Source organism: Nocardia sp. NPDC050793 (genome assembly GCF_040654065.1).
In the GTDB taxonomy this organism is placed as follows: Bacteria; Actinomycetota; Actinomycetes; order Mycobacteriales; family Mycobacteriaceae; genus Nocardia.
Genome location: NZ_JBFAHG010000005.1, coordinates 671,572 through 695,761 on the forward strand (window position 1 = coordinate 671,572; position 24,190 = coordinate 695,761).

At 68.7% G+C, this 24,190-nt stretch carries 14 protein-coding genes, 1 tRNA gene and 1 pseudogene; 10 read left to right on the plus strand and 6 right to left on the minus strand.

Annotated elements, in window-relative coordinates; genetic code table 11:
• Positions 1-133: 133 nt before the first annotated feature.
• Positions 134-9,442 (minus strand): fatty acid synthase subunit beta domain-containing protein, encoded by a 9,309-nt coding sequence (locus tag AB0H50_RS21270; protein ID WP_357455376.1) that lies wholly within the window; start codon positions 9,440-9,442, stop codon positions 134-136.
• Between the two features lie 436 nt (positions 9,443-9,878).
• Between AB0H50_RS21270 and AB0H50_RS21275 the strand changes: the two genes are divergently transcribed.
• Positions 9,879-9,960 (plus strand) — tRNA-Leu (locus tag AB0H50_RS21275).
• Positions 9,961-10,387: 427 nt separating this feature from the next.
• Here the strand turns inward: AB0H50_RS21275 and AB0H50_RS21280 are convergent.
• Together AB0H50_RS21280 and AB0H50_RS21285 are read right to left on the minus strand one after the other, a co-directional pair.
• On the minus strand, positions 10,388-11,059 hold the full coding sequence (locus AB0H50_RS21280) for a class I SAM-dependent methyltransferase (RefSeq protein ID WP_357455134.1): 672 nt from the start codon (positions 11,057-11,059) through the stop codon (positions 10,388-10,390).
• A gap of 214 nt (positions 11,060-11,273) precedes the next feature.
• A pseudogene (locus tag AB0H50_RS21285) lies at positions 11,274-11,612 on the minus strand (GNAT family N-acetyltransferase); the annotation flags it as partial.
• A 585-nt stretch (positions 11,613-12,197) separates the two neighbouring features.
• Here AB0H50_RS21285 and AB0H50_RS21290 point away from each other — a divergent pair.
• Positions 12,198-13,421 (plus strand): FAD-dependent monooxygenase, encoded by a 1,224-nt coding sequence (locus AB0H50_RS21290; protein ID WP_357455137.1) that lies wholly within the window; start codon positions 12,198-12,200, stop codon positions 13,419-13,421.
• A 259-nt stretch (positions 13,422-13,680) separates the two neighbouring features.
• Complete coding sequence (locus AB0H50_RS21295) at positions 13,681-14,886, plus strand: glycoside hydrolase family 76 protein (RefSeq protein ID WP_357455139.1); 1,206 nt, start codon at positions 13,681-13,683, stop codon at positions 14,884-14,886.
• Between the two features lie 148 nt (positions 14,887-15,034).
• Here AB0H50_RS21295 and AB0H50_RS21300 read toward each other — a convergent pair whose 3' ends face one another.
• Positions 15,035-15,682 (minus strand): nitroreductase family protein, encoded by a 648-nt coding sequence (locus tag AB0H50_RS21300; RefSeq protein ID WP_357455142.1) that lies wholly within the window; start codon positions 15,680-15,682, stop codon positions 15,035-15,037.
• A 69-nt stretch (positions 15,683-15,751) separates the two neighbouring features.
• On the opposite strand from AB0H50_RS21300, the gene AB0H50_RS21305 reads away from it, so the two are divergent.
• A complete protein-coding gene (locus tag AB0H50_RS21305; RefSeq protein ID WP_357455145.1) occupies positions 15,752-16,135 on the plus strand; it encodes a helix-turn-helix domain-containing protein in 384 nt (127 codons plus the stop codon).
• A 21-nt stretch (positions 16,136-16,156) separates the two neighbouring features.
• Here AB0H50_RS21305 and fdxA read toward each other — a convergent pair whose 3' ends face one another.
• Positions 16,157-16,492: a ferredoxin gene (fdxA, locus tag AB0H50_RS21310; RefSeq protein WP_357455148.1), complete on the minus strand. Its 336-nt coding sequence runs from the start codon at positions 16,490-16,492 to the stop codon at positions 16,157-16,159.
• 465 nt (positions 16,493-16,957) lie between these two features.
• Between fdxA and AB0H50_RS21315 the strand changes: the two genes are divergently transcribed.
• The 6 genes from AB0H50_RS21315 to AB0H50_RS21340 all read left to right on the plus strand — a co-directional run bounded on the left by AB0H50_RS21315 (position 16,958) and on the right by AB0H50_RS21340 (position 21,174).
• Positions 16,958-17,356: a TOBE domain-containing protein gene (locus tag AB0H50_RS21315; RefSeq protein WP_357455151.1), complete on the plus strand. Its 399-nt coding sequence runs from the start codon at positions 16,958-16,960 to the stop codon at positions 17,354-17,356.
• 5 nt (positions 17,357-17,361) lie between these two features.
• A complete protein-coding gene (gene modA, locus AB0H50_RS21320; RefSeq protein ID WP_357455154.1) occupies positions 17,362-18,147 on the plus strand; it encodes a molybdate ABC transporter substrate-binding protein in 786 nt (261 codons plus the stop codon).
• On the plus strand, positions 18,144-18,956 hold the full coding sequence (gene modB, locus AB0H50_RS21325; protein ID WP_357455157.1) for a molybdate ABC transporter permease subunit: 813 nt from the start codon (positions 18,144-18,146) through the stop codon (positions 18,954-18,956). The genes modA and modB overlap by 4 nt, the downstream gene beginning before the upstream one ends.
• Entirely contained in the window at positions 18,953-20,002 is a 1,050-nt protein-coding gene (locus AB0H50_RS21330) for an ABC transporter ATP-binding protein (RefSeq protein WP_357455160.1), read from the plus strand. The genes modB and AB0H50_RS21330 overlap by 4 nt, the downstream gene beginning before the upstream one ends.
• A 91-nt stretch (positions 20,003-20,093) precedes the next feature.
• Entirely contained in the window at positions 20,094-20,303 is a 210-nt protein-coding gene (locus AB0H50_RS21335) for a TOBE domain-containing protein (RefSeq protein WP_218024187.1), read from the plus strand.
• Between the two features lie 91 nt (positions 20,304-20,394).
• Positions 20,395-21,174, plus strand: a complete 780-nt coding sequence (locus tag AB0H50_RS21340; protein ID WP_357455163.1) for an enoyl-CoA hydratase-related protein — start codon at positions 20,395-20,397, stop codon at positions 21,172-21,174.
• Between the two features lie 11 nt (positions 21,175-21,185).
• Here AB0H50_RS21340 and AB0H50_RS21345 read toward each other — a convergent pair whose 3' ends face one another.
• The gene (locus tag AB0H50_RS21345; RefSeq protein ID WP_357455166.1) at positions 21,186-24,146 is read right to left on the minus strand and encodes a protein kinase; all 2,961 of its coding nucleotides are present in this window, start codon (positions 24,144-24,146) and stop codon (positions 21,186-21,188) included.
• Positions 24,147-24,190 lie beyond the last annotated feature (44 nt).

The window sequence follows — 24,190 nt, forward strand, 5'->3', positions numbered from 1 at the left end:
TTCATTGTGGGGCTCCTGCTCCACCCGCGTGCAGTGCGGTCGCTCGCGACCCCACTCCGCTCACCGGACCCGGCGGACCGGCCGGACCCAGGCCGCCCGCACCGACGGCCTGAGTGAAGGGTAGTGGCCGAAGTCACCGATCCATAGATCCATCACCCTCGAGTTGTCCGACGATGACCGCGCCCGTCCCGCAACCGAATCCGTCGGCGCGGTAGGCGCCGTCCGCGGCGAGGCGAGCCTGCGGCGAGAGCAGCATGTCCGCCTCCAGCTGACGAATCTGCTTGGCGGGCGTGCCTTCTCCGCCGAGCCGTCGGTCGGCCGGGCGCTCGTACAGCGGCGCCCCGCCGCACATGGCCTCGACCATCCGCTGCCGCCCGGCCAGCTGACGCTGCTCGGCCCGACGCTGGTACTCCTCGCGCCGCACCGGCTCGATCGCCTGGAGGAACGCCTGCGGGTGCACCACCGCGAGCAGACCGGAGACGTGCCCGAAGCCGAGCGAGGTCACCAGACCGGCCTTGAGCGGGAACCGGTCGCCGAAGCGCAGCGGTTCGCGCGGCCACACCAGGTGCGGGTAGGCCTGCATCTTCTCGTCGACGCAGTCCAGGCTCCGGTTCGGCGGCACAACACCGGTTTCCAGCATCTGGCACAGGCCGATCAGCTGGAACGCGGCCGCACCGCCCTTGGCGTGTCCGGTCAAGCTCTTCTGCGAGACCACGAACAGCGGCGCGCCCTCCGAACGCCCGATCGCCGTGGCCAGCCGCTCGTGCAGCTCGGACTCGTTCGGGTCGTTGGCCGCGGTCGAGGTGTCGTGTTTGGACACCACCGCGATCTCGTCCGGCGTGACGCCGAGCTTGCGCAGCTCGGCGGCGAACCGGGACTCGCGTCCGCCGCGGCCAGCGCCGAGCGCGCCGAGGCCGGGCGCCGGGATCGAGGTGTGCACGCCGTCGGCGAAGGACTGCGCGTAGGCCACCACGCCGAGCACCGGGAGGCCCATCTCCAGCGCCACGTCACCGCGAGCCAGCAGCACCGTGCCGCCGCCCTGCGATTCCACGAAGCCGCCGCGACGGCGGTCGTTGGCGCGGGAGAAGTACCGATCGCTGATGCCCTTGGCGCTCATGGCCGCCGAGTCCGCGGTGGCCGACATGTCACCGAAGCCGACGATGCCCTCGATGCCAAGATCGTCGAAGCCGCCTGCCACGACCACCTCGGCCTTGCCGAGCCGGATCTTGTCGACGCCCTCCTCGACGGACACCGCCGCCGTGGCGCAGGCCGCGACCGGATGCACCATCGCGCCGTAGCTGCCCACGTAGGACTGCACCACATGTGCGAGGGCCACGTTCGGCAGCGCCTCCTGCAGGATGTCGTTGGGCCGCGACTCGCCGAGCAAGTTGTCGACGTAGAGCGAGCGCATCGAGGACATGCCGCCCATGCCGGTGCCCTGCGTGTTGGCCACCAGCGAGGGGTGCACCCAGTTCATCAGCTCGGCCGGGCTGAACCCGGAGCCGACGAACGCGTCCACCGTGCAGACGATGTTCCACAGCGCGACCCGGTCCACCGAGGCGGACATGTCGGCGGAGATGCCCCAGATGGTGGGATCCCAGCCGGTGGGGATCTGGCCGCCGACGGTGCGCGACAGCTTGGCCTTGCGCGGCACCCGAATCTCGGTGCCCGCCTTACGGGTCACCGTCCAGTCACCGGAGTCCGGCACCGGCGCGATGACGGTGTGCTCCGGGTCGGCGGTGTGGAAGGCGCGGGCCTCGGCCTCGCCGCCGACCGTGAACGACAGATCCTGGTCGAGGAAGACCGAGGTCATCAGCGGCGCGGTGTTGTCGAGCATGGCGCCGTCGTCCTCGTAGCGGCGGATGCCGCAGCGGGCGACCACGGCGTCGTGGTAGCGCTCGGCCAGCTCGGATTCCGGGACGAAGTCGCCGGATTCGGCGTCGTACCAGCCCGGCTTGGGGTCGTTCTCCCAGGTGACGAGTCCGGTGGTCCAGGCGAGTTCCAGCACGCCGGCGGCGGAGAGCTCGTCGGAGACCTCCATCTCGAAGCGGGTGCGCGAGGAACCGTACGGGCCGAGCTCGGCCGCGCCGACGATGACCACCATGTCGGCGAGATCGGCGGTGACCTCACCCCATTCGGGCACCGGAAGCGCCGAGGTCATGGTCGGCGGTGCGGGCAGCGCCGGAATGGTCGCGGCCGCCGCGGTTTCCGCGGTCTGGTCCGCTTCACGCTCGGCCGCCTCCTTGGCCAGCGCGGGCAGATCCAGCTTGGCCCTGGCGAGTCCGCCGGTCAGGTCGATCTGCTGCGGAGCGGCGGCCGTCACCTGACGGGCCCGCGAGGTGCACCACTTGAGCAGCTCCTCGGCCATCTCGGTGGTCGACCAGGTCTGCACGCCCGCCTTCTCGACCGCCTCGACCATCGGGTCGTTGTGGCCCATCAGGCCGGTGCCGCGCACCCAGCCGATCAGCGCGTGCACCAAGGTGACCCGCGTCGACCAGGACTTCTCGGCCCGCCATTTGGCGACCACCGCGTCGAGCGCGGCCTTCGACTCGCCGTAGGCGCCGTCGCCGCCGAACATGCCGCGGTTCGGCGAACCGGGCAGCACCACATGCAGTTTCGCGTCCACGTCGTGATCGGCGCCGAGCTTGGACAGCCCGCCGATGAGCCGCTCCACCGACCAGAGCAGCACGCGCATCTCCATTTCGGCGCGCGCGCCCGCGTCGGCGAGATCGCCCGCCACCCGCGGCGCCGCGAACGGCAGCAGCAGGGTGGGGGTCATGGCGTCCTTGGTCTTGACCTTCGCGCCGCCGACGGTGTCGACCTGCTCGCTGCCGACCCAGTCGATCAGCGCGTCGACGTCCTGGTAGGAGGCCATGTTGGCGGGCACGACCCACAGGGCGGCGCCGTGCCTGGCGTTCTCGCGGTAGAGCTTCTTGTAGAAGGACATCCGGGAGTCGCCGAGGCTCGAGGTCGTGACGATGACGGTCGCGCCGCCCGCGAGCAGGCGTCCGGTCACCGCCGCGGCGATGGAACCCTTGCTCGCGCCGGTGATCACCGCGATGTCGTCGGACCACAGTCCCGGCTCTTCGCCGCCGCGCGCGGCTTCGGCGATGCGCTCGTAGAGGCCGGCCAGCACCGAGCGCGCCTCGTGCTTGGCCTGCTCGCGCCACCATTCGGCTTGCGCGGCAACAGCTTCGCCCGCGTCGAGGAAACCGTCGACCGGTCCGTCCGCCGAGGCGACGTCGTCCAGCAGCCACAGCCGCGCCAGGTCCTCCCGCGCGGTCGCCCAGCGGTCGTCGATCAGCACCGCCTTGCGCCCGTCGAACGAGGGTGCGACCAAACGCGGCCAGTCCGAACCCAATTCGGCCGACACCAGGTCGACCAGCGTGTCGTCGCCGGCCTCCGGTGCGGACACCTGCTCGGCGAGGCCGAGCTGCTCCAGGATCACCCTGGCCGCCGAGGCGAGCACGCCGTCGCGGCCGGTGATCTGCTCGGTGAACTCGCCGAGCGCCGCCGCGTCGACCGTGGCGCCGCCGCCACCGCCCGCCGTGGGCAGCGACACCGCGACACCGCGCCGGGCGGCGACCGACTGTACGGCCGCGTCGATGGCGGCGTCGACCGAGGCTCCGTCGCCGAGCGCACCCGAGACCAGTCCGCCGAGATCGCCGCCGCGCACGCTGGCGCCCTCGCGGGTGCCGAGCGAGACCTCGGCGGTGACGTGGCTGGCCCAGCCGTCGCCGAGTTCCCACACCTTCTTGACGCGCTCGGCGATCGCGGCGGGCCGCTTGCCGGACGGGCCGAACACCTTGCGCAGGTGGTCGTTGATCGAGTCGGAGAGCACCGAGCCGAACGGCTTGTAGGTGCGCGCCAGCCGCTCCACGGTGGCCGACAGCGCGCCCATGTCGGCGTCGGCCGCGCCGTCGATGGCGCCGAGCGAGAGCTCCGAGCCGAGGTCGACGAGCAGCTGGTTGCGCCGCGAGGAGACGCCGTCGCAGAGGCCCTCGATGGTGTCGACCGGGCCGATCTGGTCGAGCCGCAGCTTGGTCCACAGGGCGATGAGCACCCGGGTGGCGTCGGCGGCGGTGAACACGATGTCGTCGGGGCGGGGTCCGCCGGAGCTCACGACCGGGGCGGGGGCGGCCACCGCGGCGGGCGCGGCGGCGGCCGGAGCCGCGGTCTCGGCCGGGGTCTCGTCGGGCTCGTCGACCGGCGCGGGATCGGTGTCGGTCGCGTAGACGACCGCGGCCTCGCGCTCGATGTTGAGCACCTCGACGGTGGCGGTGCCGAAGCTCGGCAGCTTCAGGGTCTGGCTCGCCAGGTTCGCCACGGTCGGCGTCGCGCCGAGACCGATCTCGACGAACCGCTCGACCCCGAGACCGCCGTCCGCGGCGTCGGTGAACAGCAGGTCCTGGGTCTCGATCCAGCGCACCGGGCTGGCGAACTGCCAGGCGAGCAACTCGATCAACACCACTCGGCACAAATCGGTCGGCCGGGCCGCCCAGCCGTCGAAGTCGGCGAGCACCGCGGCCAGCGGTTCCGACGGCACCAGATCCGCGATCTCCTGGACGAACGCGCGCTCCAGCGAGAACGGCCTCGGCACCAGGTTCGGGATGTAGCGGCCGACGAGCACCTCAGCGTGCAGATCCTCGGGCAGCAGCTGCTCGAGCTTCTGCCGGAACTCGGGCACGCCCTTGCGCAGCACGGTGGAATGGAACGGCACGTCGATGCCGGGAACCAGGATGAAGGCCCGCTTGCCGCCGAATTCGGCGCGGCGGCGGTCGATTTCGACCTCCAGCGCCTCCAGGCCCGCCACCGTGCCCGCGATCGCGTACTGGGAGCCGCGCAGGTTCAGGTTGACGACCTCGAGGAACTCGCCGGTCTGCTCGGAAACGCCGCCGACGAACCCGATCACGTCCGCGTCGGCCAGACCGATCTGCGAGGGCCGGATCGCGGCCATCCGATAGTCGCTGCGGCCCTGGGCGTCCCGCGGCACCAGCTCGTGCATCGCCGAGCCGCGCTGGAACACCACCTCGAGCACCGCTTCCAGCGGCAGCACGCCCGCGACGGCGGCGAGGGCGTTGTACTCGCCCACCGAGTGGCCCGCGAGCATGGCGTCCTCGACGAACGCGCCCGCCTCACGCAACTCGGCGACCTGGGCGACACCGAGGGTCGCCATCGCGACCTGGGTGAACTGCGTCAGGTGGAGCACGCCGTCCGGGTGCCGGTGTTCGACGCCGCGCGCCTTGAGGTAGGTCGGATTGTCGCGCACCACGGCCAGGATGGAGAAGCCGAGCGCCTCGCGGGTGTGCTTGTCGGCGCGCTCCCAGATCTCCTTGGCCGCTTTGGACCGCGACCGGGCGTCCAGACCCATCCCCTTGCGCTGGATGCCCTGCCCCGGGAAGGCGTACACGGTCTTCGGCGCCTTCGTGCGGCCGGTCGCGGTCATCACGAGATCGCCACCGGTGCGGCAGGAGACCTCGATGATCTCGCTGCCCGCGTCGACGGCGATCCGCTCGACTCGCACATCGATCTCCGCGCCGGGACGCACCATGCCGAGGAAGCGGGTGGTCCACGCGGTGAGCGTGCGTGCGGGAATCGAGCTTTCGGGATCCACGGCGGACACCGCGTGCTGCGCGGCGGCCGACAGCCACATGCCGTGCACGATCGGGCTGCCCAGCCCGGCGAGCTTGGCGGCGTTGTCGCTGGTGTGGATCGGGTTGTGGTCGCCGGACACCGTCGCGAAGGCGTGCATGGCGCGCGGCGCGACGAGGGTGACGTCGCGGCGACGGCGGCGCGGCGTGTCGGTGGCCTGCGCCGCCGTGCCCGCGGCCCGCGGCGGATCGGCGAGTTCCCCGGTGCCGTTGCGGCCGCGGATGGCGAACCGCTCGCTGAGCCGGGCCAGCGGCACCACGTCGAGGCCCTGGTCGCGCATCTCGCCGACGGCGACCTCCACCTCGACCACGCGGCCCATGTCGGTGTCGAGCACCGACTTCGACTCCGCGCGGACCACGAGAATGCTTGTGGTGTTGGGCAATTCGCGCACCAGCTCGATCTGGTGGTCGAGGTGCACCAGGTCGAGCATGCCCTCGATGACCGAACGCGCGTCGTCGGTACGGGTGGCGCCGAGCACCGCGAACACCGTGGGCCAGCAGGCGCCGACCAGCACGTCGGGCACGGTGCGGCCGAGCGTGCTCAGCGAGGCGGGCAGACCGGAGCCGGTGACGCCCGCGTGGTCGGCGATGAGATCCGGGGTCCAGGCCAGGTTGACGTGCGCCACCGTGCCCTTGACCTCCGGCAGCGACTGGCCTGCGGCTACCGCGAGCAGCGCCGCCATGGCGGCCTCGGCGTCGTCCTCGGTGATCACGGGCGCGCCGCCGTTGTAGATGGAGACGGGGACGGTGATCCGGATGCGCACCGCGTCGCTGCGCAGCAGCGGGACGGTCAGCTCGACGTAGGAGTCGTCGGCCTCTGGACCGGTCGTCTCGACCAGGGTGGCTCCGGTGCGCGGATGCAGCGCGCCCTTGCCGTCCACGATCCATTCGGCGACGTCGCCGAGGCGGTGCACCGGATTCACGGTGGTGCGGCCGGACCACTGCACGTCCGGGGCGGCCAGCACCGCGTCGATCGGTCCGTTCGTCACGCCCGCGGCGCGGCGCGCGTCGACCGGGGTGGGCACCACGCCCGCGCGCACCAGCGAGTAGGCGGTGTCTTGTTCGAAGCGGTCGAGCAGCTCACCGACCGGCTCGTCCACCCGGGTGATGCCTGCGACGGACACGGTGCCCGGGATGATGCACACCTGATCGGCGGAGTAGCGCGGATCGTGCGCCTGCCACAGGGAATCCGAACGCCACCAGCGCCGCACGTCGGCGTCGACGACCGGCACGAAGTTGACCGGCTTGCCTGGTGTCTTGCACAGCGCGACGAAGAACGGCACGTCCGCGGGGTGCAGCAGGGTCTGCCCAGCGGCCGGGTACTGCTGCTTCAGGGTGCACAGCGCGTCGACCGGGTGCTCGAACGCCGCGCCGTCGGCGAACAGCGTCGGGATCTCGCCGCGGTCGGCCGGATGCAGCCGGGACTCGGTGCGCCGCACCATCTCCGCGAAGCGGTCCCGCCAGGTGATGTCGAGCCACACCGAACGGGTGGCGTCGAGGATGGCGTCGCCGAGATCGCTGCCGCAGTCGAAGTCCTTGCGACGGTCGAGGCCGACCGCCAGCTCGACGTAGCGCTCCAGCCACTCCAGGTAGGTCATGGTGCCCAGATCGCCGAAGTACGGCTTGGCGGTGCCGTTCAGCGCCGCGATGATCTCGTCGCGCCGGGCGGCGACCGCGTCGGCGTCGCCAGCGACCTCGTCGAGCAGGCGGCCGGTGCGCGAGGCGGCGTTGTCGATCTCGTGGATGTCGGCGCCCAATTGACTACGGCCCGAAGCCATTCCGCCGGACGCGGTGCCCGCGCCGACCCAGTCGGGGGTGCCGGGGGTGTCGACGAGCAGCTGCTTCACCTCTGGCGCGGTGGTGGCCTCAAGCGTCGCCATCGCCGCGGTGCCGACCAGCACGCCGTCCAGCGGCATCACCGGGTAGCCGTGCGGCACAGCCCATTCGCCGGTCAGGTATTCGGTCGCGCGCTCAGGGGTGCCGATGCCGCCGCCGACGCAGACCACCACGTTGGCGCGGTTGCGCAGTTCGGCGTAGGTCTCCAGCAGCAGGTCGTCCAGGTCCTCCCAGGAGTGGTGGCCGCCCGCCTTGCCGCCCTCGATATGCATGATCACCGGGTAGTCGGGGACCTCGTCGGCGATCCGCAGCACCGCGCGGATCTGGGCGACGGTGCCCGGCTTGAACGCGACGTGCGAGATGCCGACCTCGGTGAGCTCCTGGATCAGCGCGACGGCTTCGTCGAGCTCGGGGATGCCCGCGGTGACGATCACGCCGTCGAACGGGGCGCCCGCGCCGCGGGCCCGCTGCACCAGGCGCTTGCCGCCCAGCTGCAACTTCCACAGGTAGGGATCGAGGAACAGCGAGTTGAACTGCACCGCGCGGCCCGGGTGCAGCAGCTGCTTCAGCTCGGCGACCCGGTCGGCGAAGATCTGCTCGGTCACCTGGCCGCCGCCGGCGAGCTCGGCCCAGTGGCCCGCGTTCGCCGCGGCAGCGACGATCTTGGCGTCCACGGTGGTCGGCGTCATGCCCGCGAGCAGGATCGGCGAGCGACCGGTCAGCTTGGTGAACGAGGTCTCCACCACGATCCGGCCGTTCGGCAGCCGCACCGGGCGCGGCGCGTAGTCCGACCACGGGCGCGCCTGCTCGGGCGCTGCGCCGGGGGTCAGCAGGCTGCGCTGGCCGGGACGGGTCGCGGCGGCGACGATGCCGACGCCGCTGCCCTTCAGCGAACCGCCGGTGACCCGGCTCAGCAGATCACCGGGGCCCAGATCCAGGATCCATTGCGCGCCCGCGGCGATCACGTCGTCCACCGACTGCACCCAGTCCACCGGATCGACGAGGATGGCCTTCGCGAGCGAACCGGCCAGCTCCTCGTCCAGCCCGCACTGCGCGGCCCAGCCGGCCACCATCTCGACCGTGTCGGCCAGCGCCGGGTGGTGGAACGCGACATCGACGGACACGTCCTCGAAGACGGGCGCGAACACCGCGCCGCCGCGCACCTTCGCGTCGCGGGCGCGGGTCTGCTCCTCGGAGATCTGCGCGCAGCGCTGCCGCACCCGCTCCAGCTGGGTCGGGGTGCCCGAGAGCACCGCCCTGCGCCGCCCGTTGCGGATCGCGACCACGGCCGCGGCATCCGGGCTCACGCCCTCGGCCACCTCGGCGACCACCGCGCCCAACAGCTCCGGATCCACGTTCGACACCGCGACCATCGGCGAGCGCTCGCCCACCGGCATGAGTCCACGCCGTCGCGCGACCAAATTGCCCGCCGCGCCGATCAACTGCGCGATCGCCAGCAGCTCCGCGTCACGCGCGCCGCCCGACCGCACCGCCGCGGCGGCCAGGTTGCCCTGCGAATGTCCGACCACAGCGACCGGCTCGTGCTCGGCCGGATCGAGACCCTGCAACCGCAGCGCACGCAGCGCCGCCAGCTGAGTCAGCAGCACGCCGGGCATCGACACCGCGGCGGACCGCAGCACCTGTTCCGAAGGCGCGGCCGAGGTCTCGCCTTGCTCGGCGTCGACCAGCTCGTCCTCAAGCATCCACGCGACCGGGTCGAATCCGACCGGCCGCACCACAAGCAGTTGTGCCGCAACGGGTTCCAGCAGCGCGGCCGCCTCGTTGACCAGCGCGGTCAGCTCCGGCTCCAGCGCGCTGTCGCGCCCGATCTCCTCCAGTTCGCCCAGCCACTGCGCGCCCTGCCCACCGAAGGCCAGCGCGTACGGCGTCCCGTTCAGCAAACGATCGAGCAAGGGCGATCGCACGCCGGCTGCCTGCCCGGCAGTCCTGACCACCTTCGCGCTCGCTCCGGTCTCGGTCTCGGTGCTCTCGTTGATCGTCAAGACGCTTCGACTTCCTTCTCCTGGCGACATGCCCGTTGTCGACACGCCGCTTCCTCGGGTGCGCGGGTCGTCCTCGACCTCTAGGCCTGATACGGCCGAGGATGACACAAAATCATGAGGAAATCCTCACGTTTGGTCGCCCACGGGGCGCGTACGCCCGAGTATTTACGTACGTCCGTACCAGAATGACGAAAAACATGACCCGTCCTCATGTTTGAACGCGCTGGTCCACCGTGTTACTAACGCGTATGAAACATGAGCGCCCCTCATGTTGGAGGTTATAAGATCGTTATAATCCCAGGTGGGGTTACCGGCCAGTACGACACTCCTCACAGAAGCTTCGCGATCCCGGTCAAGCCCGGTAGAGTTTGGACGGTCGTACCATCAAGCGCGAGTGGCGAAATTGGCAGACGCGCCAGATTTAGGTTCTGGTGTCCACGGACGTAGGGGTTCAAGTCCCCTCTCGCGCACAGATTCCCGTCATCGGTGTCACTTTTTCGTGCCACGTGTTCGAGTGCACTCGCACACACGGAGGCCGGCCCGTGATTACTTACTCTGACCTGCGGAAAGAATTGGCATATCTGCCGAATAACGCGTCATCGGTGACGTCCGGGAAGTTTGCCGCCGTGGGTGATCGGCGGAGATCGCACCCGTGATCCCGCCGCAATCACCCTTGCAGGAACTCATCCACGGACCACTCCCCGCGACTCCCCTCGTGCGGCCCGCCGACCAGAACATCGTCTACGGCATGTGCACGGTGAGCGAGGCTGGACGTATCGTCGGCAAGACCGTGATGACCGTCCTGGACTGGCGGGCAGAAACCCGGCTCGAGGTCGACTGCCTCGATGGGAACCCTCCTGGTGCACCAGACCTCCGAATCGGATGTCGTTGTCGCACTCAGGTTGCGGAATTGGTCCTACATCCATCGGAGGGAGCGTCGTACACCAGGGTGAATCGCCAGAACAGGCGGCGGCGGATTCGGGCGCCGGGCAGTTCCCGTGCGGCAGCAGCGCGGATGTCGGCCAAGGTCTCCTCTGGATCGGCGGTGGGTGCCGTCATGTGTTGGGGTGGCGCGTCAGCACGCGCTGGGTGCTTGACCAGTCCTATGACGGGGTTGGCGATCATGGCGGGCAGGTCAGCGAGCAGGTCGATGGGTCCGCTACTGCGGTAACAGCCGACAACTACGAGTCGCCCGCCCGGGACGAGGCAGCGGCGCAATTCACGCAAGGTCGGCACCAACGGCAAGTGATGCAGGACGGCGACAAGGGTTATGGCATCCCAACGACGGTCGGGATCGCGCCCCGCGAAGTCGGTGTGAGCAACGGTCACCGCAGGGTCGTCGGCGAAGCGCTGCGCCGCCACGCTCGCAGTCGCGCAGTCGGGCTCGAGCGCGGTGACGGTGGCGACGCGGCAGCGGAGCCTGGCGACGAGATTGCCTGTACCGCATCCGACATCGAGCACGTGACGGGCACCCGACGCAGCGACCTGTCCGACGACCCACGGGCCGTAGTGGTCGTTGTGGCTCCACGGATGCCGATGGTTGAACCGATCGAGTCGAGACAGCAGCACCACCACATTCTCCTGGCAGCATCCACTTCCTTTGAACCCGAAAACTACATCCGAACTCCGCAACAACCCCGCAAACCATTGTGGGGCGAGCGATCGGGGCGGTGTCGACTTCCAGCAGTGGCAGCTCGCGTCCGGGTATGGCCACGGAGGCGACACTGCCGACTGCGACCGCGCCCATCGCGCGATAGAACGGCTCCGCGTTCGGATCCGACTCGATGACCAGCCGTTGGAACCCAGCATCGCGAGCAGTCTCGACCGCATGTCGGAACAATCTGGCGCCGACGCCTTTGCCGATGGCCTCGGGCGCCACGAACAGCATTCCCAGCTCACCGGCCGGGGCAATGCCGTCGATGGTCACGAATCCGACGACTGCGCAGCTGATCTCGGCGACAGCGGTTCTCCGGAGTATCACGTCGGTTTGGGTGAGGGTGAGCTCGGACCGGAACGAGTCGAGGACTTGTTCGCTGTAGCCCCAGAAACCTTTGGAGCGCAGGGCGAGCTCGCTGAGCAGTGTCGCTTCCTCAGGCCGACCGGGTCTGATCACGATAGCCATGTCGCTATCTTGCCAATTACTTCGATTCGGCGGGAATTATAGATAGTTGAACCCGGTACCTTCTGGAGTCCGGCGAAACCGCGTAGAATTCGGGCAGGTCGGGACAGCATTCTGGAGTCCTATCATGATCAAGAGAAAGAATTCACACACGAAGTTCGCCCGGTTGGCGGCCGCCGCCGGTATAGCCGCAGTTGCCGCGATTCCGGTCGTCACAGCGGCGGCGCAAGCGCCTACCGCGCACGCAACGACGCCAACGTCTGCAACCCAGTTCGTCGACAGCCCAGGTTGGGGCGGCGGCGGTTGGGGTGGCGGTGGTTGGGGCGGTTGGGGTTGGGGTCGCGGCGGCGGTTGGGGTCACGGCGGTGGCTGGGGTTGGGGTCACGGCGGCGGTTGGGGATGGGGTCACGGCGGCGGTTGGGGATGGAATCCCGGCTGGTGGAATTGGTGGAACCCCGGCTGGGGTGGCTGGGGCAGCTTCTAGCGCCGGTGACTGAGCCCGGACACGCATAGCGTGCCGGGCTCGGCTGCATCGAGTACCGATCATGCGAAGCCAGGTTCGACCAACCGGGCTGGAGCTGGGACGAGATGAAGATTGTGTGTATCGGTGGCGGGCCGGCCGGGTTGTACTTCGCTATTTCGATGAAGCGGCGCGACCCGGCCCATGACATCACGGTGATCGACCGCGATCCTCCCGGATCCACCTATGGCTGGGGCGTCGTGTACTGGGACGACCTGCTCGACATTCTGTATCGAAATGACCCCGACAGCGCCCAGGCGGTGCGTGCCGGGTCGGTCCTATGGCGTGAACAGGCAATCCATGTGCGCGACGACCAGACCGCACATTTCGGGGGCTACGGGTTCAGCATGGGGCGCGCGGCATTGCTCGACGTACTTTCCCGACGGGCGAGCGACCTGGGCGTCGATGTCCAGCACGGGCGAGAGGTCCACGATCTGTCCGGCTTCGACGACACCGATCTCATCGTCGCCTCCGACGGCGCGAACAGCCGCGTACGGCAGCTGGGTAACCATCGTTTCTGCACGTCCGTCACACTCGGCGAGAATCGATACATCTGGCTCGGTACGGACAAGGTCTTCACCCGATTTACATTCGCCTTCGAACAAACCTCGGCCGGTTGGATCTGGTTCCATGCCTACCCGTCGATTGCCGAAAAGATCAGCACCTGCATTGTTGAGTGCCAACCGCAGACTTGGCATGGACTGGGATTCGATTCCCTGGACAACCTGGAAAACTTGCGTGTTCTGGAGAACATATTCACGCGCCCTCTCGACGGCCACTCATTGATCAGCAAGATGCGAGGCGAGTTCGCAAGGTGGAGCCGCTTTCCCGAGGTAACCAACAAGACCTGGTATCACGACAACGTGGTGCTGCTCGGAGATGCAGCGCACACGACGCACTTCACCATCGGTTCGGGCACCCGGTTGGCAATCGTCGACGCCGTCGTGCTCGCACAGAACCTGTACGAGCATGCCGAGGTCGCCGACGCGCTGGAGAACTACGATGCGCAGCGGCGCGCTGCGCTGCGCCCGATACAGGCCGCCGCCCGTAACAGCATGATCTGGTTCGAACACGCCGACCGGTATCTCGACCGCAGCGCCGTGCAGTTCGCCTATGCGATGGCAGCTCGGCACGGGCAACAAATGCCGTGGCGATATCAGCTACACCTGCTCACACAGGTACCCACTGTGCGCAAGACCCGGCGTGCCATCGATTCCGGACAGCGGTGGTGGCGGGCTGCCCGACGGGGGGAACTCGCGATCGCACGGCCCTCGGCTCGGCCGCCGTGGTGAACGGTTTCCACCCCGCGCGAGCCTGCGTCCCGCAGCGCACGCAGTTTCCGCACTCCCTCCTCGATCACCTCGGGCCCTGCATCGCATGGCGGGCGAGGGCCTCGGGCGGTGGCGGAGATGCGCATCGACCTTGCGGGTTCCGCCAAACGTTTTCCCCGCAAACCAGAGCAGTTCAAGCTTTGGCCATTCCGGCACGAGACTCTATAGCGGTACAGTTTCCGGCTCCGATGTCGTTGTCCAGTAAGAGGAGTCCAAACGGATGGATCCTCGGAACAACGGGATCAGCCGCCGCAGTGTGCTGTTCGCGGCCGGAGGCGCGATCGCTCTCACCGCACTGGCGCAGCCGACGCAGGCGGGGACGATCACGCGGAGAGTATCCGCCGGCCCCGAGGAGTGCGGGAAGCGGGCGGACCTGGCGGAACAGGCGATCGTGGAGCGGCACGTGCGCACGCTCTGGGGTCTGCCGCAGAGGCGGCTGGGCGCGCTCGTCTGGCCGGCGTCCCTGGCGGAGCAGTCGTTCGGGCGATGGTGTTACTGGTGGCAAGCCCACCTGCTCGACTGCGCGGTGGACGCCGCGTACCGCGCACGCACCCCCGAACGCATCGACAGGGTCGTCGCCCTCGCACGCGGTATTCGAACCCGCAATCTCACCGGCTGGACCAACCGGTACTACGACGATATGGCGTGGCTGGTGCTGACGCTCGAACGCGCCGACCGGCTGCTCGGTATCCGGTTCGGCGACGCTGTCGGGGAACTGCGAACCGCTTTGATCGACGGCTGGAACCCGGCCGTCGGTGCGGTGCCCTGGCGGTCCGGCGGCGACTACTACAACACCCCCGCGATCGGTCCGACCGGTATCGCTATGGCTCGTCTGGGCGAGCTTTCCCGCGCCGGACAACTTGCCGATTTCCTGCACACCCGATTGCGCGACACCGAAAGCGGCCTGATCCTCGACGGTGTCCATGAGCCCGGCGGACGGGTGGACAGGACCGTCCACACCTACTGCCAGGGCGTGTCCATCGGGCTGGAAACCGAGCTGGCGGTGCGCACAGGTGAATCGGGCCATCACAACCGCGTGGCAGCACTCGTCGCCGCAGCCGAGGACGGGCTCACGGATACGGGGGTGATCGCCGCGGCCTCCGGGGACGACTCCGGGCTGTTCATGGGTATCCTCGCGAGATATCTCGCCGAAACCGCACTGTCCTTGGGCGACACCACCGCCGCGGATATCGTGCACTCCTCCGCCCGGGCGGCCTGGGAACACCGCGCCGAGGTGGACGGGCTACCGCTGTTCGGTGCGGACTGGAGCCGCGCGGTCACGGTCCCAGAGCCTCCGGGAACCTTTCTCCAGCTCACGGACTCGTCCGCCGCTTCGTCAGCGAACCTGAGCCGCGATCTCTCGGTGCAGCTGAGCGGATGGATGCTGCTCGAAGCAGATTACAGGCTCACCGCCGCGGGACGCTGAGATACCCGAAGTGAGGGTGAGCGATCCGGTCACTTTTTCCCGGCCGCGTGCTTGCCGACCCAGCCATGCGCCGGCTGAAGGTTTCGGTCAGCCAGTTCGATACCTGTCACCGGCCAAGCGTATTGCCCTTTCGGTCCCGGGCCGCGACTCACGCTGCCTGATAACGCCCGTGAAAGACGTTGCGGCCCAGGGACCGACGCCCCGGGTGGATCCGTTCCTCGGCGGCGTAGCCGACGGACACCAACAGGGCGATGGCGAGGTCGGCGCGGTCCTCGATGCCGATCGTCTTCTTCACCTTGTCCTCGTCCCAGCCGTTCATGGGCGAGGTGGCCAGCCCGAGTTCGGTGGCGGCCAGCATGACGTAGGTCGCGGCGATCATGGCGTCCTTCACCGCGTATTCGCGCTCCAGACCGCGCTCGGCCAGCCCTTGCTGGAATTCGGCTGAGGCGGCGGAGAATCCGCTGATGAACTCGTCGCTCCACGCCCCGCTGCGGCGCGCCTGTTCGTAGACATCGGACCTGTCCGCCCGCCACGCGTGCGGCTCGGCGACGAACACGAGCATGACCGGCGCCTCCTGCGGCTGCGGCTGCCCGCCGGTGGCCCAGGTCAGGCCGTCCCGGCCCACGGGATCGGAGACCACCACGACGGAGCGGTCCTGCAGGTTCCAGCTCGACGGCGCTTGCATCGCCAAGTCGAGAAGAGTGTCGAGATGGGCAGCGGGCACCGGATCGGGCAGGTAGTGGCGGACGGTGCGGCGGGTGCGGATCGCGTCGGCGACCGAAAGCGTCTTGATCATGACACTAACTATCGAAGAGCGACTCTCCATTCGGAAGAAGGCACTAATTAGTGCGTTACTCTCCTGGGTGTGACGATCGTGGAATCCTCAGGCCTGCCCGCCGACGTGTACTCCGCCAAGTGCCCCACCCGGCAGGTCCTCGACCACATCGCGGGCAAGTGGACGGTGCTGGTGATCGACTCCCTTCTTCAGCAGGGCACCATGCGCTACACCGACCTCTCGCGCCGCATCGACGGCGTCTCCCAGAAGATGCTCACGCAAACCTTGCGCAGCCTGGAGAGCGACGGATTCCTCACCCGCACAGTTCATCCCACGATTCCACCGCGCGTCGAATACGAACTCACCGACCTCGGCCGCAGCCTGGCCGAACCCGTGACCGCCCTGCGCCAGTGGGCCGAGCGGCACATCAACGACATCGAACGGGCTCGCCAAAGCGCCCGCGCAGCAGAGTGAGATCAGGCCCGGCAACACCGATCACGGCTGATATCCCTGCACGTACGGCGTATCGACTCCCAGCTCACCGACTCCCGACGCGCCGCCCGGCTGCCCGAGTGGCGTTGCCCGTCCCGGCAGCGGCTCGGCGAAGAAGCGGACGTTCTCGATGACGAATTGCTCCTGCCCCGCGGGAATGTCGTCCTCGAAGTAGATCGCCTCGACCGGGCAGACCGGTTCACAGGCGCCGCAGTCGATGCATTCGTCGGGCTGGATGTACGCCATCCGATTGCCGACGAAGATGCAGTCGATCGGGCACTCCTCGACACAGGCCCGATCCAGGACATCGACGCAGGCGGCGCCGACCACGAAGGTCACAATGTTCTCCTCTGCCATTCTTCGCCGCGACTCGCGGATATCGACGATCCTGGCGTCCGATCGCGTGCGTGGGTAGTGGTCCACTGCCGACCACCTCATAAGCAGCCTTTATGGGGTGGCCGCGGCCGCTCCGGAGCCCTACCGCTACCCGTGAACACAGCGCCTACGAAGCCCCCGAAGCGAAGAACGCACACGCCACCAACGCATCCACGGGCGCGATCCCCGCATGACCTCGGCCGACCGCCCTTACCGCACCCCGCCCGAATGCCCCGTGTGAGCATCCGGTGACCGCTGCGTAATTACGGGGAAAGATGGTTGATATCTCCGCATACAAGGATCTATCTGCCCAGCGGATCAGTATTCGAGTAGGTGTGATGTAATCGCACCGGCGAGTACGAGCAACGAGACAGATTCGCGGACAGATACCTGTATCAGATCCGTGAATGCGGAAATAGGATGTCCCTTGTGTCGAATCTACGGATCAGCGAAGTAGCCGCGCTCCTGGGTGTCAGCGATGACACCGTGCGCCGATGGATCGATCAGGGCCGCCTTAATGCGATTCAGCTGGACAACGGCCGCAAAGGCGTCAGCGGTCGGGAACTGGCCGAGTTCCTCAGGACCGGCGCCGAGGCGCCCGCCCCTGGCGTGACCGTCGCCGCGTCGGCCCGCAACCGGATGCGGGGAATCGTCACCCGGGTGGTGAAGGACACCGTGATGGCACAGGTGGAGATGCAGGCCGGACCGTTCCGGTTGGTGTCGCTGCTGAGCCGGGAGTCGGTGGACGAACTCGGGTTGGAAGTCGGCAGCGTCGCTGTCGCATCGGTGAAGTCCACGCACGTCGTGGTGGAGATACCGGAAAGTTGACGAGGATGAGATTGATTCGCACGTTGGGGGCCGCGCTCGCGGCTTCGCTGGCCGTCGTGACCGCGGCCGGCTGCGGTTCGGACGACACGACCGAACACACCGACGCACAACATATTTCGGGCACCGTGACCGTGTTCGCCGCGGCGTCGCTGACCGAGACCTTCACCGAACTCGGTAAGCGGTTCGAGGCCGCGCACCCCGGTGTCGAGGTGGTCTACAGCTTCGGCGCGAGTTCCGCACTGGCCGAACAGATCAGCCAAGGCGCACCGGCCGATGTCTTCGCCTCGGCGGCGCCCAAGAACATGCAGCAGGTCCGCGACAAGGGCGAGGTCACCGTCGAACCGGTCACCTTCGTGCGCAACCGGCTCGAAATCGCGGTCCCGAAAGGCAATCCGGGACAGATCACCGGACTGGCCGATTTCGGCAAGACCGAACCCAAGCTCGCGCTGTGCGCCGAGCAGGTGCCGTGCGGCGCCGCCGCCAAGACGGTGTTCGAGGCGGCGGGGATCACCCCGCAACCCGACACTCGCGAGCAGGACGTGAAGGCGGCGCTGACCAAGGTCACCCTCGGAGAGGTCGACGCCGCGCTGGTGTATCGCACCGACGTCAAGGCGGCCGGGGACAAGGTCGAGGGCATCGACTTCCCGGAGTCGACCAAGGCGGTCAACGACTACCCCGTCGCACCGCTCGCGCACGCCCCGAATGCGGCGGCCGCGGCGGCGTTCGTCGAATTCGTGACCTCCGACCAGGCCGAGCAGGTCTTCGACGCGGCGGGATTCGACACACCGTGATCGCGCCCTCGCGGCGGCGGGCGGCGCGCGGGCGACGACCGCTCGCCTTGGTGCTACCCGCCTTCTGCGGGCTGGCGTTCCTGGTCGTGCCCCTGATCGGACTACTGGTCCGGGCACCGTGGGCGACCATGCCGAGTCGGCTCTTCAGCGCCGAAGTCGGTCAGGCGCTGCGGCTTTCGCTGGTGTGCGCGTCCGCGGCCACGGTGATCTGCCTGGTGTTCGGCATTCCGCTGGCGTGGCTGCTGGCGCGCGCGGAACTGCCGGGGCGCGGGGTGATTCGCGCGCTGGTCACCGTGCCGCTGGTGTTGCCGCCCGTGGTCGGCGGCGTCGCGTTGCTGCTGGTGTTGGGCAGGCGCGGGTTGATCGGCCGCTATCTCTATGAGTGGTTCGGTGTCTCGTTGCCGTTCACCACCGCAGGAGTGATCGTCGCCGAAGCGTTCGTGGCCATGCCCTTCCTGGTGATCTCGGTCGAGGGAGCGTTGCGGGCGGCGGATCCGCGATACGAGGAGGCGGCCGCCACGCTCGGCGCCACCGGGTGGTACACGTTTCGCCGCGTCACCCTGCCCTCGGTGCTGCCGGGAGTGGTCGCGGGCGCGGTGTTGTGCTGGGCGCGCGCACTCGGCGAGTTCGGCGCGACGATCACCTTCGCGGGAAACTTCCCCGGCCGCACGACCACCATGCCGTTGGCGGTCTATCTCGCGCTGGAGACCGATCCGGACGCCGCGATCGTGCTCAGCCTGGTGCTGCTGGCGGTCTCGGTCGCCGTGCTCGTCGCGTTGCGGGAACGCTGGATTCGGGGTGCGGTATGACACTGACAGCCGAATTGCAGGTCAGCAGAGGGTCTTTCGACCTCGAGCTGCCATTGCGTGTCGAGCCGGGTGAGGTGGTCGCGCTGCTGGGGCCCAACGGGGCCGGCAAGACCACGGCGCTGCGGGCGCTGGCCGGATTGATCGCGCTCACCGATGGGAGCATCCGGCTCGACGACCACACCTGGGACGCACCGCCGTCGGTGTTCGTGCCCGCCGAACGCCGCGAGGTCGGTGTGGTCTTCCAGGATTACCTGCTGTTCGGGCACCTCTCGGCGCTGGACAACATCGCTTTCGGACTCAGAGCCCGAGGCGTGCGCCGCGCGGCCGCACGGGAACGCGCCGAAAGGTGGCTCGCCCGTGTCGGTTTGACCGACTGCGCGCAGCGCAGGCCGCGCGCGCTCTCGGGCGGCCAAGCCCAGCGGGTGGCGTTGGCCAGGGCACTGGTCACCGAACCACAACTGCTGCTGCTCGACGAACCGCTGGCGGCCCTCGATGCCAGCACCAGGCTCCACGTACGCTCGGACCTGGCCCACCATCTGCGCGACTACCCGGGTCACACCGTGCTCGTCACTCACGACCCGCTCGACGCCATGGTCCTGGCCGATCGGTTGGTCATCCTCGAGGACGGCGCGATCGTGCAGCAGGGCGCACCCGCGGAGGTCGCCGCCCGGCCGCGCTCGGACTACGTCGCCCACCTGATGGGGCTCAACCTCTACCGCGGCACGGCCCGCGACACTCTCGTCGAGCTCGACGGCGGCGGGACTCTCACCATCGCCGAACCCGCCGACGGTCCCGTCTATGTGGCCTTCGCACCCCACGCGGTCGGACTGCATCCGGACCGGCCGGTGGGCAGCCCGCGCAACAGCTGGCCGGTCACGATCACCGGCATCGAGCAACACGCACACACCACCCGCGTCCGGCTCGACGGCACACCACCGGTGCTCGCCGACATCACACCCGCCACTGTCGCCCAGCTAGGCCTGCGCCCGGGCCAACAACTCTGGGCCGCGGTCAAGGCCACCGAAACCCAGTCCTATCCGGCGTGAGGCTCGCCTGGACGGGGAGGACTACCGAACTCGCCGAACCGTTCCGGCGCGCTACCGGGTAGTCGTGGCGGCCGGGCGTATCGTCGGCGCCATGCGACTGAGCACCCGAAACCAACTCGACGGAACAGTGGTCTCGGTAACCCGGGGCGAAGCCATGGCCGTGGTCCGCGTGCGTCTCACCGGCGGCGACGAGATCACCTCGTCCATCACCCGCGACGCCGCCGATGATCTCGGCCTCGCCGAAGGAACCGACGTCAAAGTTCTGATCAAATCCACCGAGGTCACCCTCGGCGTCGGATAGACCCCGGCCGCCGAACTCGATCGGCAGGGCTCAGCCGAGGGATCGTTCCGGAGGTGTCGTGTCGTCGCCCGGAGAGATCTACGGTGGATATATGACCGCCTTGGAATATCGGCATGTGCTGGTCGCGCGGGACGGCGACACGGTGCGGATCACCATGAACCGGCCGGATCGGCGCAATGCGCTGTCGGGTGAGCATCTGGCCGAACTGCTCGCCTCGTTCCGGGCCGCAGGCGAGACCGACGCCACCGGGATCGTGCTCGGGGCGCACGGTCCGGTGTTCTCCGCGGGGCATGATTTCGCCGACGTCGCCGCGCGCGACCTGCTCGGCGTGCGGGAACTGCTCACGCTGTGCACCGAACTCATGTCGACCATCCAGTCGGTGCCGCAGGTGGTGATCGCCCGGGTGCACGGTCTGGCCACGGCCGCTGGTTGTCAGTTGGTGGCGTCGTGCGATCTGGCCGTCGCCGCCGAATCGGCCGGTTTCGCGCTCCCCGGCGGTAAAGGCGGCTGGTTCTGCCACACCCCCGCGGTGCCGGTAGCGCGCGCCGTCGGCCGTAAACGCCTGATGGAAATGGCCCTCACCGGCGACCCGATCGATGCCCGCACCGCCGAAGAGTGGGGCCTGATCAACCGGGCGGTGCCGGACGCCGAGCTGGACACCGCCGTTGACGAGTTGCTCGCCCGCGCGACCCGGGGTAGCCGGGCCAGCAAGGCACTCGGCAAACGCACTCTGTACAGCCAGCTCGACCGACCCGAAGCGGATGCCTACGCCCTCGCCTTGGAGGTCATGGCCGCCGCCGCTCAGCTTCCCGGCGCCCGCGAAGGGATGGCGGCCTTCCTGGAGAAGCGCCCATGGGTCTGGCGCGATTAGCGCCGCGCTCGTCATCCCTCTTGGAGGGCATAAGCCACCGCGTCGCCTAGGCTCAGCGAACGGCCCTTCTCGCGGGCGACGACGTATGTCTGCTCGTCGATCGCGCTACGGACGCGCCGGTCGCATTCCTGATGGAAGGCAGTCAAATCCGGGAAGAGGAACGCGTAGTTGCCTACGGCCCCACTCGTCGTCTCCGCGGCGGCCATCATGACCGCGGCGGGCGTGGGCTTGCCGTCCTCGGCGGCCTTCCAGGCCAGCACTTCCAGATAGGACGCGGCGGCTCGCGCGTCTCGCAGCCGATGGGTCAGCTGCAGCCCCTGCTCGAGCAGTTCGGCCGCACGTTCGCGGTCGCCCCTGCGCAAGCTCTCGATGCCGACACTCCACAACGCCCAGGAGCGAATCACCGATTCGCCATGGGCTTCCGACAATTCGAGCACCCTTCGATTGCAGGCCAGCGCCGCCTCCGCATCACCGCGGGATTGGTGTGCTCGCCCCAGAATTACCAGCGCGGCCGCCCGCCCCGCGAGATCCTCGCACCTCTCGACGGCAGGTTCGACGAGTCGGCATGCGCGATCGGCGTCGCCTCCCACAAGGGCCATGAATCCCTCCGCAATGTCGACGAGCGCGCTGGCAACTGGATCGGTCAGCCGCTCGAGTAACTCACGGGCTTGGTGCACAATAGCGCCCGCGGCCTGCAGATCACCCTGGTCGCAGGCCAGCGCACCGGCGTTGTACAGCGCTACGACACGTTCGAATGTCGGCTCCCGCGGCGTCGCGGCCAGCGCGCGGTCGAGCCAGCGGCGTCCCTCGCCGACCAGGCCGCGGGTCGCGGAGAACATGCCGAGATCGCTGGCCATCCGGGACACGATGTCAGGAGAATCGGTGAGGCCGAACTCGATCGCCTCGCGCAGATTCGGCAGTTCCCGATCCAGGCGCTCGATCCAACCGATCTGCCGGGAGCTGAACCACTCCGCCGAGGCGTTCCGGGTCAATCGCCGGTACCAATCGAGGTGCCTGCGACGCAGTTCGAGCTGTGCGCCCGTTTCCCGAATCTTCTCGCGACCGTAGTCACGCAGCGTCTCGATGAGCCGGAAGCGCACTGCGCCATGGGATTCGGTGCGGGTCAGAATCGACTTGTCCACCAACGAAGTCAACAGATCGACCAGTTCCTCGGGGTATCCCGTACCGCAAATATCCTCTGCCGCTTCGAGTTCGAAGCTGCCCGCGAAGACCGACAGCGACGTCCACAGCTCCTGTTCGGCCGGTGTGCACAGGTCGTAGCTCCAGCCGACGCTCCACGCGAGCGTCTGTTGCCGCTGCGGGGCGCCCCGGCTGCCTCGGGTCAGCAGCGCATACCGATTGTCCAGCCGCCGCAGAATCTGTTCGGGCGACAGGGCGCGCAGCTTCGCAGCCGCCAGCTCGATCGCCAACGGCAATCCGTCCAGCCGGGAGCAGATCCTGGCCACGGTGGCCTCGTTCTCCTCGGTGAGCGCGAAACCCGGCACCGCGATTGCCGCGCGTTCGGCGAACAGTGTCACCGCGTCGTCCACCAGCGGTGACAGCGGCAGGACTGCTTCGCCACCGATGCCGAGCCCTTCCCGGCTGGTAGCCAGGATCCGCAGGTCGGGGCAGGCGCGCAGCAGCGTCTCGGCGAGTTTCGCCGCGGCGTCGACGACCTGCTCACAGTTGTCGAGGACCAGCAACAGCTTGCGGGGACTCACGTACTCGATCAGCACCGCCGACAGCGGTGTGGCCGCGTCGTCGCGCAGCCCGAGGGCGGCGGCGACGACGTCGACCACCGCGTCCTCGTCGTGTAGCTCACCCAGTTCGACCAGATGAACACCGTCGGGGAAGGCTTCGCCCGCCTCGGCGGCGGCGTGCAGCGCGAGCCGGGTCTTGCCGACCCCACCCATCCCGGTCACCGTGACCAACGGGAACGTCGTCATCAGCTGCTTCAGCTCGGCCAGTTCCGCGCCACGGCCGACGAAACTGGTCAGCTCGCGCGGAAGGTTGCTCAGCGTGGAGCGCAACCCCGGGCGCGCGATCGGGCGCCGCGCCGGTTGGTCGGGCTCCGCCTCGCCCTGGACTGCCATCTCGACGGGGGGAAGGCCGTGGTTTTCCTGGAGCTGTCGGAGTTGCTCACTCAACGCGAGGGCCGAAGGGCGACCGCGCGGATCCCGCGCCATGGCCTTCTCGATGACGGCGGCGACATCGTCGGGGATGCCGGTGTCGCGCAGATCGGGGGCCGACTCGGTGGCGATCCGCAGAAACTGGGTCACCACCTGTTCGCCACGGCGACGCTCGTAGGCCGCGTGCCCGGTCAACGCGCAGAACAGCGTCGACCCCAGCCCGTAGACATCGGATGCCTTGGTCGGTGGATCACCGCCGAGGATCTCCGGGGCGGTGAACGCGGGCGTACCGGTGAACGTGCCGGTCGCGGTCTTGAACGCCCCGGTGACTTGCGCGATCCCGAAATCGCTCAACGCCGGCTCGTCGTAGTCGGAGTACAGGATGTTGCCCGGCTTGATGTCGCGGTGCAGGATTCCGGCGCGGTGCGCGGACTCCAACGCGCCGATCATCCGCACCCCGAGCCGCAGCACATCGGCCAGCGGCAGCGGACCGTGGTCGCGGATGCGCTCCTCCAGCGAACCGCGCCGGTAATACGGCATCACCAGATACGGATAACCGCTGCCGGTTTCGCCGACCTGCAGCACGCCGACGATGTTGGGGTGGCCCGTCAGCCGGCCCATCGCCCGCTGTTCGCGTACGAACCGCTCCCGATTCTCGTCGAGGTGGGCGGTGAGCACCTTCACCGCGACCGTCCGGTCCAGCTCGGGCTGGACGCAGCGATAGACGACGCCGAATCCGCCCCGGCCGATCTCGTCGACGTCGTCGAACCCGATCGCACGCAACTCCGAGGCGACGGCGGGTCCCACGTCGCGCTGTGTGGTGAACGGATCGGCGTCCGGCATCGGCTACCTGCGATTCACTCCGGTTGCAGGTTCAGCGTACCCGC

Coding starts and splice junctions, on each gene's coding strand:
- AB0H50_RS21340 (WP_357455163.1), top strand. CDS start 20,395: ATGACCGCCTTGGAATATCGGCATGTGCTGGTCGCGCGGGACGGCGAC.
- AB0H50_RS21345 (WP_357455166.1), bottom strand. CDS start 24,146: ATGCCGGACGCCGATCCGTTCACCACACAGCGCGACGTGGGACCCGCC.
- AB0H50_RS21300 (WP_357455142.1), bottom strand. CDS start 15,682: ATGATCAAGACGCTTTCGGTCGCCGACGCGATCCGCACCCGCCGCACC.
- modA (WP_357455154.1), top strand. CDS start 17,362: ATGAGATTGATTCGCACGTTGGGGGCCGCGCTCGCGGCTTCGCTGGCC.
- AB0H50_RS21290 (WP_357455137.1), top strand. CDS start 12,198: ATGAAGATTGTGTGTATCGGTGGCGGGCCGGCCGGGTTGTACTTCGCT.
- AB0H50_RS21335 (WP_218024187.1), top strand. CDS start 20,094: ATGCGACTGAGCACCCGAAACCAACTCGACGGAACAGTGGTCTCGGTA.
- AB0H50_RS21295 (WP_357455139.1), top strand. CDS start 13,681: ATGGATCCTCGGAACAACGGGATCAGCCGCCGCAGTGTGCTGTTCGCG.
- AB0H50_RS21330 (WP_357455160.1), top strand. CDS start 18,953: ATGACACTGACAGCCGAATTGCAGGTCAGCAGAGGGTCTTTCGACCTC.